14 protein-coding genes are annotated in these 14,410 nt (G+C 45.9%); all 14 read left to right on the plus strand.

The window, feature by feature from the left end:
• Positions 1–8 precede the first annotated feature (8 nt).
• The 14 genes from fliG to flhA all read left to right on the plus strand — a co-directional run bounded on the left by fliG (position 9) and on the right by flhA (position 14,388).
• Positions 9–1,049, plus strand: a complete 1,041-nt coding sequence (gene fliG / locus ACM0P2_RS05275) for a flagellar motor switch protein FliG (RefSeq protein ID WP_105930202.1) — start codon at positions 9–11, stop codon at positions 1,047–1,049.
• A 53-nt stretch (positions 1,050–1,102) separates the two neighbouring features.
• Positions 1,103–1,885, plus strand: coding sequence for a flagellar assembly protein FliH (gene fliH, locus ACM0P2_RS05280; RefSeq protein ID WP_159119437.1), 783 nt, complete (start codon positions 1,103–1,105; stop codon positions 1,883–1,885).
• On the plus strand, positions 1,878–3,212 hold the full coding sequence (gene fliI, locus ACM0P2_RS05285; RefSeq protein ID WP_105930200.1) for a flagellar protein export ATPase FliI: 1,335 nt from the start codon (positions 1,878–1,880) through the stop codon (positions 3,210–3,212). Before fliH ends, fliI begins: the two co-directional genes overlap by 8 nt.
• Before the next feature lie 72 nt (positions 3,213–3,284).
• Complete coding sequence (fliJ, locus tag ACM0P2_RS05290) at positions 3,285–3,731, plus strand: flagellar export protein FliJ (protein WP_105930269.1); 447 nt, start codon at positions 3,285–3,287, stop codon at positions 3,729–3,731.
• 347 nt (positions 3,732–4,078) lie between these two features.
• A complete protein-coding gene (locus ACM0P2_RS05295) occupies positions 4,079–6,373 on the plus strand; it encodes a flagellar hook-length control protein FliK (RefSeq protein ID WP_419227391.1) in 2,295 nt (764 codons plus the stop codon).
• 286 nt (positions 6,374–6,659) lie between these two features.
• On the plus strand, positions 6,660–7,196 hold the full coding sequence (fliL, locus tag ACM0P2_RS05300; protein WP_105930198.1) for a flagellar basal body-associated protein FliL: 537 nt from the start codon (positions 6,660–6,662) through the stop codon (positions 7,194–7,196).
• 27 nt (positions 7,197–7,223) lie between these two features.
• Positions 7,224–8,282, plus strand: a complete 1,059-nt coding sequence (gene fliM / locus ACM0P2_RS05305; RefSeq protein WP_159119439.1) for a flagellar motor switch protein FliM — start codon at positions 7,224–7,226, stop codon at positions 8,280–8,282.
• Between the two features lie 17 nt (positions 8,283–8,299).
• The gene (gene fliN, locus ACM0P2_RS05310) at positions 8,300–8,707 is read left to right on the plus strand and encodes a flagellar motor switch protein FliN (RefSeq protein ID WP_014948639.1); all 408 of its coding nucleotides are present in this window, start codon (positions 8,300–8,302) and stop codon (positions 8,705–8,707) included.
• Between the two features lie 28 nt (positions 8,708–8,735).
• The gene (fliO, locus tag ACM0P2_RS05315) at positions 8,736–9,188 is read left to right on the plus strand and encodes a flagellar biosynthetic protein FliO (RefSeq protein WP_105930196.1); all 453 of its coding nucleotides are present in this window, start codon (positions 8,736–8,738) and stop codon (positions 9,186–9,188) included.
• A complete protein-coding gene (gene fliP, locus ACM0P2_RS05320; protein ID WP_105930195.1) occupies positions 9,181–9,936 on the plus strand; it encodes a flagellar type III secretion system pore protein FliP in 756 nt (251 codons plus the stop codon). The genes fliO and fliP overlap by 8 nt, the downstream gene beginning before the upstream one ends.
• Positions 9,937–9,944: 8 nt before the next feature.
• Positions 9,945–10,214 (plus strand): flagellar biosynthesis protein FliQ, encoded by a 270-nt coding sequence (fliQ, locus tag ACM0P2_RS05325; RefSeq protein WP_105930194.1) that lies wholly within the window; start codon positions 9,945–9,947, stop codon positions 10,212–10,214.
• Between the two features lie 12 nt (positions 10,215–10,226).
• Positions 10,227–11,006 (plus strand): flagellar biosynthetic protein FliR, encoded by a 780-nt coding sequence (gene fliR, locus ACM0P2_RS05330; RefSeq protein ID WP_105930193.1) that lies wholly within the window; start codon positions 10,227–10,229, stop codon positions 11,004–11,006.
• A gap of 6 nt (positions 11,007–11,012) precedes the next feature.
• On the plus strand, positions 11,013–12,137 hold the full coding sequence (flhB, locus tag ACM0P2_RS05335; protein WP_159119440.1) for a flagellar biosynthesis protein FlhB: 1,125 nt from the start codon (positions 11,013–11,015) through the stop codon (positions 12,135–12,137).
• 151 nt (positions 12,138–12,288) lie between these two features.
• Complete coding sequence (gene flhA / locus ACM0P2_RS05340) at positions 12,289–14,388, plus strand: flagellar biosynthesis protein FlhA (RefSeq protein WP_105930191.1); 2,100 nt, start codon at positions 12,289–12,291, stop codon at positions 14,386–14,388.
• Positions 14,389–14,410 lie beyond the last annotated feature (22 nt).

Genomic DNA, 14,410 nt, shown 5'->3' on the forward strand with positions numbered 1-14,410 from the left:
ATAAGATTATGGCTGAAGAACTTGCCAATGTTTCAGAGCCGTCGTATGACGTCAGTAAATTAGAAGGTGTCGAAAAAGCGGCTATCTTACTGCTGAGCTTATCTGAAGAAGACGCGGCACAAATTTTAAAGCACCTAGAGCCAAAACAGGTTCAAAAACTAGGTGCTGAAATGGCCAAAGTGGACGACATGACGCAAACCAAAATTACGTCAGTTCACAAACACTTTATTGAAGAGATTCAGAATTACAGCACGATAGGCTTCCAGAGCCAAGACTTTGTGAAGCGAGCGCTTACTGCAGCTTTAGGTGAAGATAAAGCAGCGAATCTAATCGACCAAATCCTCATGGGTAGCGGCGCTAAAGGTCTAGATTCACTTAAATGGATGGACTCTAAGCAGGTGGCCAGCATAATTCGCAACGAGCACCCGCAGATTCAAACTATTGTATTATCTTACTTAGAGCCGGAGCAGAGCGCGGAAATTTTGGCGCAGTTCCCGGAAAAAGTTAGATTAGACCTCTTGATGCGTATTGCTAACCTCGAAGAAGTTCAGCCAGCGGCGCTACAAGAACTTAACGAGATCATGGAGAAACAGTTTGCAGGTCAAGCCGGAACGCAAGCAGCCAAAATGGGCGGCTTGAAGTCAGCTGCGAACATCATGAACTATCTCGATACGGCGATAGAAGGCCAGCTCATGGATGCTATCCGCGAGCAGGACGAAGAAATGAGTCAACAGATTCAGGACCTTATGTTCGTATTCGACAACTTGGTCGATGTGGACGACAAAGGTATTCAAGCGATTCTGCGAGAAGTTCAGCAAGACGCGCTGCTTAAGGCGATTAAAGGCGCCGATGAAGAACTTAAAGATAAAATTATGCGGAACATGTCTAAACGCGCCGCTGAAATGCTTGCTGATGATTTGGAAGCGCTTGGCCCAGTACGTATTAGTGAAGTTGAAACGGCACAAAAAGAAATTCTCTCTGTCGCCCGTCGACTTTCTGACTCAGGTGAAATTATGCTAGGTGGCGGTGGTGGTGAAGAGTTCCTGTAGTTAACTACTGGAATAGCTTTTAACACCCTGAACCATCTCGTCTAGGTAAACATATGACCGGTAACAAAAGTTTCAGCGAAAATGAGATTAACGAGGCCAAAAAATGGGATTTACCCTTTGTAGAAGATCCTACTTCAACAAGGGAAAACGAGCCCACTAACGCACTTAATAAGCGTTCAGATTGGAAATACGAGCCCCCAGAAATCGAGGAGGAAATAAAACCTCCTACTGCTGAAGAAATCGAAGCTATCAGACAAGCTGCTTATGATGAAGGGTATCAGGAAGGCAAAGAAAAAGGTTTTGAAGAAGGCAAAAGCGAAGGGCTCGAAGCTGGTTTATCAGAAGGAAAAGAGCAAGGATATGCAGAGGGACTGGAGCAGGGATTAGACGAAGGACGTCAGCAGATGGCTACGCAGGCAGAAGTGTGGCAAATGCTTGCTGAAAAATTGCATGAACCGCTTTCTCAGGCTAACGACACCACAAGGGACCAGCTCGTTAAACTAGCAGTTACCCTTGCTAAAGCTGTAATAAAGACAGAAGTCAGTACCAATCAACAAGTCATTCTTCAAGCGTTGAGTGAGGGAATCAAAGCATTGCCTATCAATCAAGCCAGCTATCAGATTCATATGAACCCTGAAGACATTGAGCTGTTAAAGTCCCATTTCGGCGATGAAGAAGTGGCTAATAAAGGCTGGAACCTTGTTGAAGCGCCGGCGATGGAACGCGGTGGGTGTGACATCACTACCACTCAAAATGCCGTTGATGTGTCAATTGAACGTCGCTGCCGCGATGTCATCGATAAATTTTTATTAAACCAAGGGCTGTCTGATGACTAGCCCGTGGCACAATCATTTTGAATCGTTAACCAAGCAGGTTACCTCGCCACCTGTAGTAGCTGCTGGTAAACTTGTAAGAGGTATTGGCCTCACGCTTGAGGCCGTTGGCTGTCAGTTGCCAGTGGGAAGTCAGTGTTTGGTTCAAACCATTGAGGGTGAAATAGAGGCTGAAGTCGTTGGCTTTGGTGACGACATTACCTATCTTATGCCGACTGAAGCTGTCCGGGGCATTGTGCCAGGAAGTCGCGTCATGCCGTTAAATCGCCAAAGCGGCTTACCAGTAGGAATGGGGTTGCTAGGGCGAGTCGTAGACGGTAATGGCCAGCCTCTTGACGGGCTCGGCGAAATCGATGCTGAGGCCAGAGCGCCAACCACACGTCCTCCAATGAACCCGCTCATTCGTCGCCCAATTAATACCCCTATGGACGTTGGTGTACGCGCCATTAATGCATTGAATACGGTTGGTGTTGGCCAGCGCATGGGGCTTTTTGCTGGCAGTGGCGTGGGTAAAAGTGTGCTGTTAGGCATGATGACCCGAGGCTGTGAAGCCGATGTAGTGGTCGTTGGTCTTGTTGGTGAGCGTGGTCGAGAAGTTAAAGAATTTATTCACGAAATACTTACCGAAGAAGAGCGTCAGCGCGCGGTGGTCGTAGCCGCGCCTGCCGACACGTCGCCGTTAATGCGATTAAAAGGCTGCGAGACCGCGGTGACAATTGCAGAGTATTTTCGTGACAAAGGCATGAAGGTATTGTTGCTGATTGATTCGTTAACCCGCTATGCCATGGCGCAGCGAGAGATTGCGCTTGCGGTAGGTGAGCCACCAGCGACCAAAGGATACCCGCCTTCAGTGTTTGCTCGCCTTCCTGCTTTAGTTGAACGGGCGGGCAATGGCAGCGAGCGACAGGGTTCGATAACGGCTTTCTACACTGTTTTGACCGAAGGTGATGATTTGCAAGATCCCATTGCCGATGCAGCAAGGGCAATCTTAGATGGCCATGTGGTCTTGTCACGCACCCTCGCCGATAGTGGTCATTACCCTGCTATCGATATTGAAGCGTCCATCAGTCGTGTTATGCCGATGGTGGTCAGTGAGGAGCATCAGTTAATGGCCCGTCGTATTCGACAAGTTTATTCAAATTACAAACAAAATCAGGACCTAATATCAATTGGGGCGTACGCTAAAGGCTCTGACCCGCGTATTGATTTAGCTATACGTGCGGAACCTGCGATCAATGCCTTATTGCAGCAAGGAATGAAACAAGTCATTCCTTATGATGAAAGCTTAGAAGGCATGGCCGCTCTGGCTAAAGGACTGGGACAAGGGTAATGGGCATTACAATAAGATACGCTTGGCGAGCAATGCGCATGTGCTCAGAATCCCTAACTTATGGGCTCTACAATGTCTAAACAATTAGAGCGTTTAGCCGAATTCGAGCGTGAAAAAGAACAGCGAGAAGCGCGCTTTTATCAGCAGGCTCAGCAAAACGTTAATCAGCAAAAGCAAAAGTTAACCAGTCTTGAGCAATACCGTATCGACTATGTCAAAGGTATACAACAAACCGGTCAGGCAGGTGTAACCGCCACGTATTATCAGCAACATTTATCTTTCGTTGGGAAATTGGATAAAGCGTGTGAGCAGCAAATGCAAGTGATTGCTCGTGCGCAAATGGCCGCAGACCAGCGCAAGCAAATGTGGTTAAAGCAACAGCAAAAGGTTAAAGCCGTTACTTTGCTGTTAGATAAGAAGAAGATAGCAGAGCAGAAAAAAGAAGCCAAAGCCGAACAGGCCATGATGGACGAGTTCGCTACCCAACGATTTTTCAGAGCTAAGCGCTCTCCTTTCTAATAATTGGTAGAGCCTTGGTCACTTTGGCTCAACCCTTGCACAACCAACATACAATATATCGATGCGCAGCAATTACAGTGCAGTGGTTATTAAGGTTTAGCAGCGTTTCTTTGAAATTGTACACACATAATAAAGTACGAATTTCATAGAGAGCGAGCATAGAATTTAACGCCAAGCGATAGCCATATAGGGTATCCGAATCGAACTAAGTGATTGTTATTTAATAAGCATTAGTGGGGTTGCGAGTAACTAGGTTTTAAATGGTTTGTATAAAGCCAAACACATTACTCGCATCATGTTACGTCTTCTTTGTAAAAGACGATTTAAATGTAGGACGGTAGGACAATATGCAACAAGTTGCCGCACAAAAAACAGACATTGCCGCATTACCCTTTTCTGCTTCTAGTACGGCTAAAGCCGTTGGAACAAGTATTGGCACCCAGCAAGAAGTAAGCAGTGTAAATAACCAAGCATTTAATCGACTTTATGAAGAAGCAAAATCGAGCAAATCAGATTTTGTTTTAAATGACAAAGAGACCTTGAGTTCTCAATCTCGCGCAGCAAATTGCTCAAACGACACCCATGCGTCGTCTCCAGCATCTAATAATACGATGAAAAGCGATAAAGATCGTGATGCAGGTCACACTGATCTTCCCGTTGAAAAGAATGAAACGGACATACCTTCCGATTCAGCGGCGGATACAAAAGAAAAAAGCGTTGAAATAGGCTCAAAAGAGATTGCAGAAGACAGAGAGTCGGCCAAAACACAGCAAACCACTGATGAAGAGGGAGATGTAAACCTAGCAGTCGATGACGCGCAAGGTAACACGGCGCAAAAAACGGTGACCGAGGCACAATTCGTTATTGGAGCTGGTGGTAAAAAGGACGCCGAAGCGGGTGTTATTACCACACCAGGTACGCCAGACGGTAAGCCTGGAAATGAAAATGAAGAGCCAGACTGGATTGCCTATGTAGAAACAGTAGCAAATCGTTTTGGCAAGAACGAGCAATCTTCAGATGCATCGAACCCTAAAGCCAACAATGATATTTCCGCAGTTGTAGATGAGGCAGTGAACGTCCTTTCTGTGAAAGAAAGCGGCAAATTGTGGAAACTTCCCGACGATGTTAATGCCAGCGACGCCCCTTCAATAATGGCACATCTACTATCTCAGCTTAATAACGGCAGCAGTGAAGGTGACATCACCTTAGAGTCTATTTCGAGCGAAGCACAACAAATGCTTAGTGCTTTAACATCGCTTTTACTTGGGGCTGATGCCAAAGGCGGACAAGGTGGTGGCAATGAAGACGCTAATAATGCGCTTATACATGCCTCCGCTAATGCTAAATCCGATATGAACTCTGATGACGACAAGGGGCTTACTGCGTTAATTGCACAGCTCATGCAGCAAAAAGAAAGCGCAGGCGATGGAGTGCAAGATAGTAGCGGGGAAGCGGAAGGCGCAAGTAAGCTTGATCGAGTGCTGACCGGCGGTAAAAACTCAGCCGATGAATCCCTCGTGTTAAGTCTGCTTTCTGATGAACTTAAAAGTATGCAGGAATTGTCATTGGACGAAGCTTCTTCAGAAGCAAAAGCAGAAGCATCACTTGCTGAATTGACAGCGGCAACGGTGTCAGTAAAAACTGAAGAAGTGAGTGCTAAAGTGACGAACGCTAATAATGCAACTTCATCTGACGTAGGTCTTAAAACGAACTCCAGTAGTGACCAAGGGCAATCAGCCAATGACGAACTGGTTGGGGCAGTGCCAAAAGACCTTCTAACCGCTATAAGTGAGTTATCGCCACAAAGCGCCCAGAAAGCAGCGGAAACATTTGCTGAACGCGTAGTGGCGGGCATGCCAAGTGGTTCACAACAACAGAGTGTGAAAGCAAATATTATTGCTGGCATCAACGAATTTCAGCAGCAAGTGCAGCAAGGCAGAGAGCCTGGTATTGATTTGTCAGCTATCATAGCGGATGCAGCGAAAGAGGCTGCAGTAAGTAACGACGTTATCGCTTCAATGACGGCTCGAGTTGATGGCCAAGCCACTCAATTTCTTAATCTAATGAACCAAACCCAAGCAAGTGCTCAACAGGCTTTTGCCAGCATGCTTGGGCAAACCGACACTGTTATGCATGAGAACAACCAGCTTAGAGCCGAAGCGTCAAAATCTCAGCAGCAGTTTGAGGGTTTTGATAAAGCCGTCAATATTCATAAGCCTGAAGGTCAGCAGCAGTTAAATGAAAAAATTCGCTGGATGGTTAATGCCAGAAATACCATGGCTGAAATTCGTTTAGACCCACCTGAACTTGGCAGTATGCAGGTTCGTGTAAATGTGTCGGGTGACGCGGCGAGCGTTAGTTTTATCGTCCAATCACAGCAGGCAAAAGAGGCATTATCTGAGGCGATGCCTAAACTACGGGATATGCTCTCTGAACAGGGCATAGAGTTGGGGGATGCCCAAGTGAGAAAAGATAATTCGTCTGGTAACGAAAATGGCCAGCAACTTGCAGGTAACGAGAATGAAGGCCGTGGCGACGGAAATCGTAACGGTAATGACGAGTTAGATGAGATGGAGAACGGGCGCGTGATTGAGCAGTCAGTCACTCGGGCAGCAAAAGGCGGTATCGATTTTTATGCCTAAGTAGCTAAAACTCGGCATTTTTAGCAATAGGTTGAATGGTGAGAATAGACCAGTGCTGCTATGTTTGACTGTACCGTCAGTGGATGGGTTTATTTGAACTTATCGAGATAAATGGATTTCGGTGCCAAGCATTCTTGTTTGAGAATAAAGGGCCGTTGACTTAACTTTGTGATCCAAAATTTTGCGCACAGAGCTCGATAGACTAGGCATTCACGCAGAATGGCATTGCCATTTTTGACGGAACCTTGATAATACGTTTTTTCCTAGAATTACTGATGAGTTGCACATGGCTGATGAAGAGTTACAAGTAGAAGAAGGCGGTAAAAAGAAAGGCAAAATGATGCTGATTATCATCATCGCCGTCGTTCTTGTTGGAGGTGGGGCGGCTGCCTATTTCTTATTGTTTGCAGGTGGTGATGAGCCCGCTGCAGAGCAGTTAGCTGAAGCTGATGCGGCCGCCGCGCAAGCAGCAACTGCGCCAGCTGCGGGAAATGCCGAGATGGGAACCGCATTGTACGTAGCCATGCCTCGACCTTTCGTTTTCAACGTTCCCGGTTCTGGCAGAGACAGACTGGTTCAAATAAAAGTACAGCTTTTAGTGCGTGGCTCTGACAATGAAGAGCTGGCAAAAACGCATATTCCCCTGATTGAGGGCACGTTGCTACAGGCTTTTAGCACTTCGAATGCGGATGACCTGGTCACAGAAGCAGGGAAAATTGAGCTTCGCGAGCAGGCAGTAAGTGAAGTGCAAAAAGCATTGAAAGACATTACGGGTAACGACGTTGTCGAACGCGTATTGTTTACTGGTTTTGTCATGCAGTAATGCATTGACTTTGTAAGGTAGAAGACCGTGAGTGATTTATTATCTCAAGATGAAATCGATGCCCTGTTGCATGGGGTAGATGATGTAGAAGAGGATGAGGTCAGTGATGGTGACTCTGATGCTTCTACGCTCGAGTACGACTTCTCCTCGCAAGACAGAATTGTGCGTGGGCGCATGCCTACGCTTGAAATTGTGAATGAGCGCTTTGCACGTCACATGCGGGTAAGCCTGTTTAATATGATGCGTCGTTCTGCCGAAGTATCGATTAACGGTATTCAAATGATTAAGTTTGGCGAATATATTCATACGTTATTCGTACCAACAAGCTTAAACATGGTGCGTTTCCGTCCCCTGAAGGGCACTGGCCTTATCACTATGGAAGCCCGGTTGGTATTCATTCTGGTAGACAACTTCTTTGGCGGTGATGGTCGATATCACGCGAAAATTGAAGGTCGGGAATTTACGCCGACAGAGCGCCGAATTATTCAGATGCTGCTGAAAATAATCTTCGAAGATTATAAAGAGGCATGGGCGCCGGTTATGGACGTGTCGTTTGAATACCTAGACTCAGAAGTTAACCCTGCAATGGCAAACATTGTGAGTCCAACTGAGGTGGTAGTAATCAGCTCATTTCACATTGAGTTAGACGGCGGTGGTGGAGACTTCCATGTATCGTTGCCATACTCAATGCTAGAGCCAATTCGCGAATTGCTTGATGCGGGTGTTCAAAGCGACAAAGAAGACACGGACTTGCGATGGAGTAAAGCCCTTCGCGACGAAATTATGGATGTTAAGGTGGCGCTCACTACCCATATGCTGGATGTCGATGTGCCTCTTCGCGACGTGATGGAGTTTAAACCTGGCGATATTATCCCTGTGGAAATGCCAGAAACCATCACCGTATTAATTGAAGATCTACCCACATTCAGGGCTAAGTTAGGTCGAAGCAGAGACAATTTAGCGCTGAAAATAGTAGAAAAGATTGCAAGACCGACTTCAGTGAAGTCTGAGCTACAGTTATTAACCCGCGGTGGGCGCATTATTGATAATGACGCAGAACTGCAAGTACTCGAAGAAGACCTGTAAGGTAAAGGGGAGTTCCCATGAGTGAAGACGGTATGGACGATTGGGCTGCGGCCATGGCTGAGCAAGCCGAATCTGAAGCGGAACAAGAAGCTGGCGATAATGAAGATGTGCAGGTAGCCGAACTTGACGAGCTAACTGACGATGCGCCAATTACGCAAGAAGAAAAGAAAAAGTTAGATACCATTCTCGATATTCCTGTGACTATTTCGATGGAAGTCGGTCGTAGTCAAATAAGTATCCGAAATCTGCTACAGTTGAACCAGGGTTCTGTGGTGGAGCTGGATCGTGTTGCCGGTGAGCCACTAGATGTATTAGTTAATGGCACGTTGATTGCTCATGGTGAAGTAGTAGTGGTCAACGACAAATTCGGTATTCGATTAACGGATGTTATTAGTCAAATTGAGAGAATCAAGAAGCTCAGATAAAACTTCTTATAAAGTAAGGGGTTGCGTAATGCTGCCCCTTTTGTTTAGTCAGCCAGCCCTCGCGCAGTCGACACAATCCATTACCAATCCCACATCAGTACTGTCAATTTTCCTTTCTTTGTTAGTTGTTGTTGGTGTTATTTTCGCGCTGGCTTATGTTATGCGTCGGTTTAATGTCACTGCCATGGGTAGCAATCAAATGAAAGTGGCAGCTAGTATGGTTGTAGGTACAAAAGAAAAAATAATGGTGATACAGGTGGGCGATGAGCAGCACCTTATCGGCATAACCAGCCATAACATTTCCCATTTGAGCAAGCTTGATAAAAACCTGGACATACCTGTTAAAGGCTTAGGCAGAACAAGTGGCGAGAAGCCAAACGGCGCAGATGCGTTCAAACAAAAGTTAGTTGAGGCGATGGCGGGAAAACTTAACCCTAATATTGAAAAGAATGATACGAAGGAAGGAACAAAAGATGCGTAAGCTAACTTGGCTGGTTCTTGCGCTATCACTCCTCTCGTTTGCAGAGCCAGTGTTTGCGCAACAAGGTATTTCAGCGGTTACCGTCACCACTAATCAAGACGGTACGCAAGATTATTCAATGACACTCCAAGCGTTGTTTATCATGACAGCGCTAAGCCTAATTCCTGCATTTATCATGATGATGACGTCATTCACTCGTATCATCGTGGTTTTATCGATATTGCGCCAAGCAATTGGATTACAACAGTCCCCTTCAAACCAAATATTAATTGGGGTTAGCCTGTTTCTTTCCATGTTTATTATGGCACCAGTATTTGACGAGGTTAATGAGCGCGCGTTACAGCCTTATCTCAACGAACAGCTCACTAGTTTAGACGCACTTGAACAAGCCAAAGGACCCATGCGTGCTTTCATGCTCTCGCAGACACGAGTGAAAGATCTGGAAACCTTTGTGCGCATTGCAGGTGATGAAGGGAAGTATGCTGATACCGACGAAGTACCGCTTACTATCCTTATTCCAGCTTTTGTGACCAGCGAACTTAAAACCGCGTTTCAGATTGGTTTCATGTTGTTTATTCCCTTTCTAATTATCGACTTGGTTGTTGCTTCTATCCTGATGGCCATGGGTATGATGATGCTATCGCCGATGATTGTGTCCCTGCCATTTAAACTTATGCTCTTCGTGCTTGTGGACGGCTGGAATCTTATTTTCGGTACGCTGGCAACCAGTTTCGGTATGGGCGTCTAGGAGGCCTTATGTCACCAGAAGTCTTTGTAGAAATACTGCGAGAAGCCATGTTTATGGTCATCGTTTTGGTATGCGCCGTTATTGTTCCAAGCTTGATTGTTGGCCTAGTGGTAGCAGTGTTTCAGGCTGCAACCAGTATCAATGAACAAACAATGAGCTTCTTACCTCGTTTGCTTGTTACACTTTTAGCCCTTAGCTGGGGAGGAAATTGGCTGGTGCAACAGCTCATGGACTTCACTTTTAGAATGGTCGATATGATCCCGCAAGTTGTGGGATAGAAGGTCAATAAAGTGGAAGTCGAACTCGCCACCATCAATCAATTTTTGGCTGACATGCTGCTGCCCTTTATGCGGATTAGCGGGTTATTCGTGGCAATGATTGGATTGAGTGCTAAGTCTATTCCGCCCCAAGTGAGGGCGCTTTTAGGCATCATGCTTACGCTTATTATCATGCCCGTCGTTCCTCCGTCACCGATTGAAAACTTGGTGGATGTGGGCACCTTCTTAATTGTTATCCAACAACTGCTGATAGGTGTAGCCATTGGTTTTATTTCAATGATGGTACTTAACACCTTCGTGCTGGCAGGGCAGATAATCGCGATGCAAACCGGTTTGGGCTTTGCGTCTATTGTCGACCCAGTCAACGGTATTAACGTACCTGCGGTGGGACAGTTTTATTTGATACTTGCTACGCTCTTGTTCTGGACGCTAGACGGCCACCTGTCTATGATTCAAATGATCGTAATGAGTTTTGAGGCATTCCCAATAGGCGAAGCGTGGTGGACGGGCGAACAATTCCGCGATATCGCGCACTGGGGAGGCTGGATGTTTATCTCGGCTATCACCCTGTCACTTGCGCCAATTGTGTCATTATTAATTGTAAATTTGGCTTTCGGTGTAATGACTAAAGCTGCGCCGCAATTAAACATTTTCAGTATTGGTTTTTCCATAGCACAAGTAATGGGTCTACTCATTATTTGGATAACCTTGGATAACTTTACTGCTCACTTTGAAACCCAATGGTTTAGGGCTGAGCAGTTTATGTGTGAATTATTGAATATTTGTCCGTAGGAAATAATGGCAGATTCAAGCGAAAAAACAGAAGACCCCACGGGGAAAAAACTCGAAGATGCCCGAAAAAAAGGGCAATTGGCTCGTTCCCGGGAGTTATCCACGACACTGGTGCTAATAGTCAGCGCCGTTATGTTTCTATTCGTCGGTGGCTGGATTGCAGAATCTGTTTTTAAACTTACTCAGCGAATGTTTATTCTTTCTCGCGACGAAACCTACGATATTACCCATATGTTTGGCGCATGGGGAGAGGCTTTTACGGCGGTAGGCCCTGCGGTATTGCTATATATGGTTGTCGCAATGATAGCTGGAATTTATGGTTCTATTGCCCTTGGCGGCTACAATTTCACATGGGAAGGAGCAAAACCCAAAGGGTCTAAAATGAGCCCGATTCAGGGGTTCAAGCGCATGTTCGGCACCAATGGATTGGTAGAACTATTAAAATCTATTGCCAAGGTTGTCGTTATTATCGGCATGGCAATTGGCGCGTTGTTGTACTTTGAAGATGAAGCGCTGCATCTTGATATGGAACTCTATCCAGGCAATATCTTTCATGCGCTCGACATGCTCAAGTGGGCTTTTCTTATTTTAGTGTGTGGAATGATCCCCATTGCACTTATTGATGTGCCTTACCAAATGTATAAGCACAACAAAGAAATGAAGATGACCAAACAAGAGGTCAAAGACGAAAGAAAGAACGCAGAAGGCGACCCTATGGTTAAGGGGCGTATTCGTCGCCTGCAATATCAAGCTGCAACCAAGCGAATGATGCAGGAAGTGCCTCAAGCAGACGTGGTTGTTACCAACCCAACTCACTTTTCTGTCGCTATTAAATACGATGAAAAGGGTTTAAGAGCGCCAGTGGTTGTCGCTAAAGGTGCAGATGAGTTAGCAATGCACATCAGAAAAATCGCTACCGCAAATAATGTACCTTTAATCCCTTCTCCGATGCTAGCTCGCGCTATTTTCTATTCAACAGAAGTCGACGATGAAATTCCCAACGCTTTATTTATGGCGGTAGCGCAGGTGCTAGCTCATGTGTATCAATTGAAGGCGCATAGGGCAGGGAAAGGCAAGCGGCCTAAACCGCTCAAGCGAGATTTGCCCATTCCGCCAGAATATCGTCGATAATCACAGTCATCGTCCGGAAAAAGCTTACCATAATCAAGATAGCGCTATTTTTAGCCGATTAGCAGTTTAGTAATAAAGCTGGCACGTTAGTTGAAAACTCCCTTTCAGATTCATATAAAGCGTCAATTTTCTGATAGAGAGACACCAAGCCATGCAGTTATCCGGTTATCTTCAGCGATTCGATAAAAATCAGCTGCAAAATTTTACGAGTGGTCTAGGCGCGCCCATCGTCCTTTTGGCAATCATGGGCATGGTTATTTTACCCATGCCGCCTTTCCTGCTGGACGTGCTTTTCAGTTTTAATATTGCGTTATCTCTCGTCATCATATTGGTTGCTGTTCTCACTCAAAAACCTGTTGATTTTGGTATTTTCCCTCTTGTTTTGTTAATTGCAACAGTACTTCGACTTGCGTTAAACGTGGCATCCACGCGGGTTGTATTGCTTTACGGTCATGAGGGCGGAGATGCCGCGGGAAAAGTAATTGAAGCCTTTGGCGCCGTTGTTATTGGTGGCAACTATGCCGTAGGTATCGTTGTTTTTGCTATTTTACTTATTATCAACTTTAAAGTAGTCACCGCTGGTGCTGGCCGTATCTCTGAGGTAAGTGCAAGATTTACTCTTGACGCTATGCCAGGCAAGCAAATGGCAATTGATGCGGATTTGAATGCGGGTTATATCGACCAAGATCAAGCGCGCCAGCGTCGTGAAGAGATTACTGCAGAAGCTGACTTTTATGGCTCGATGGACGGTGCATCAAAGTTTGTGAAAGGTGACGCAGTTGCCGGGCTTTTCATCATGCTAATCAACATTGTTGGCGGCCTATTTATTGGCATGATTCAGCATGGCCTTTCATTCGGAAACGCAATAGAAATCTACACAATCTTGACCATAGGTGATGGTCTGGTCGCTCAAATTCCTTCACTACTGCTTTCAGTTGCCACCGCAATTATCGTTACTCGTGAAAATGAATCTCAGGAAATGGGCAAAGAAATACGCGGCCAGCTGGGAAATAATCAGGCGCTATACATTGCTTCGGGCGTGCTATTTGTCATGGGGATCATTCCGGGAATGCCTCACATAGCGTTTCTTGGTTTTTCTTTCTTGATTGCAGGCTTTGCTTATTTTCAAACGGTACAAGCTCGGAAAAAGGCTGCTGCACCTGCAGTACCCGACAATGTGTCTAAGAGCGAAACCGTCGCGCCAGAAGTGAAAGAGTTGGGCTGGGACGATGTACAACAAGTTGATACTATTGGTTTAGAAGTAGGGTATCGCCTTATTCCACTCGTTGATAAGTCACAAGGTGGTGAGTTATTGACGCGTATTAAAGGGGTGCGTAAAAAGCTGTCTCAAGAGCTTGGGTTTCTTATTCCACCCGTTCATATTCGCGATAATTTAGACCTAGAGCCCAATACATACACCATTGCCATGCTAGGCGTTACTATTGGTGATTCAGTGATTAGTCATGACGAAGAGCTTGCCATTAATCCTGGACAGGTTTTCGGTAAACTAGAAGGACGAGCAACCAAGGACCCAGCATTTGGCCTGGATGCAGTATGGATTAAACCAAACAAACGAGAGCATGCGCAGACATTGGGTTATACGGTTGTGGATGCGGCGACCGTGGTAGCAACCCACTTGAGTCAGCTGTTGACCAACAACGCCTATCAGTTACTTGGGCACGAGGAAGCCCAGCAGCTTCTTGATATGCTAGCCAAACAGCACCCTAAACTTGTTGAAGGTTTGGTACCTGATATTCTTCCGCTTAGTACAGTGGTGAAAGTGCTGCAAACATTGCTATTTGAAGGTGTGCCTATTCGCGATATGCGAACCATCGTTCAAACCCTAAGTGAGTATGGTACTCGCAGTCAAGACCCTGATGTACTTGTATCTGCGGTACGTATCGCACTTAAACGACTTATTGTTCAAGAGATAACCCAAGGGGCGAAAGAAATACCTGTCATAACCTTGGCGCCAGAGTTGGAACAGATGTTGCACCAGTCACTTCAAGCAGGTGGCGAAGACGGTGCTGGTATTGAACCAGGCTTGGCAGATAAGTTGCAAAAATCACTGCAACAAGCCAGTCAGCAACAAGAGTTAGAAGGTGAGCCTGCTGTGCTTCTAACATCTGGCATGCTGAGACCGGTACTCTCTCGCTTCTTAAAATATTCGGTTGTTGGGCTTCATGTACTGTCTTATCAAGAAGTTCCTGATGACAAACAAATAAAAATAGTCAGTTCGGTTGGTCAATAATCTGACGCTGGGTGATTGGAGA

The organism is Alteromonas sp. OM2203, assembly GCF_048517045.1.
Classification (GTDB): domain Bacteria; phylum Pseudomonadota; class Gammaproteobacteria; order Enterobacterales; family Alteromonadaceae; genus Alteromonas; species Alteromonas gracilis.

Excerpts from the sequence above, each read along its gene's own strand:
- fliG (WP_105930202.1), top strand. The coding sequence starts at position 9 with ATGGCTGAAGAACTTGCCAATGTTTCAGAGCCGTCGTATGACGTCAGT.
- fliH (WP_159119437.1), top strand. The coding sequence starts at position 1,103 with ATGACCGGTAACAAAAGTTTCAGCGAAAATGAGATTAACGAGGCCAAA.
- fliI (WP_105930200.1), top strand. The coding sequence starts at position 1,878 with ATGACTAGCCCGTGGCACAATCATTTTGAATCGTTAACCAAGCAGGTT.
- fliJ (WP_105930269.1), top strand. The coding sequence starts at position 3,285 with ATGTCTAAACAATTAGAGCGTTTAGCCGAATTCGAGCGTGAAAAAGAA.
- ACM0P2_RS05295 (WP_419227391.1), top strand. The coding sequence starts at position 4,079 with ATGCAACAAGTTGCCGCACAAAAAACAGACATTGCCGCATTACCCTTT.
- fliL (WP_105930198.1), top strand. The coding sequence starts at position 6,660 with ATGGCTGATGAAGAGTTACAAGTAGAAGAAGGCGGTAAAAAGAAAGGC.
- fliN (WP_014948639.1), top strand. The coding sequence starts at position 8,300 with ATGAGTGAAGACGGTATGGACGATTGGGCTGCGGCCATGGCTGAGCAA.
- fliO (WP_105930196.1), top strand. The coding sequence starts at position 8,736 with ATGCTGCCCCTTTTGTTTAGTCAGCCAGCCCTCGCGCAGTCGACACAA.
- fliP (WP_105930195.1), top strand. The coding sequence starts at position 9,181 with ATGCGTAAGCTAACTTGGCTGGTTCTTGCGCTATCACTCCTCTCGTTT.
- fliQ (WP_105930194.1), top strand. The coding sequence starts at position 9,945 with ATGTCACCAGAAGTCTTTGTAGAAATACTGCGAGAAGCCATGTTTATG.
- flhB (WP_159119440.1), top strand. The coding sequence starts at position 11,013 with ATGGCAGATTCAAGCGAAAAAACAGAAGACCCCACGGGGAAAAAACTC.
- flhA (WP_105930191.1), top strand. The coding sequence starts at position 12,289 with ATGCAGTTATCCGGTTATCTTCAGCGATTCGATAAAAATCAGCTGCAA.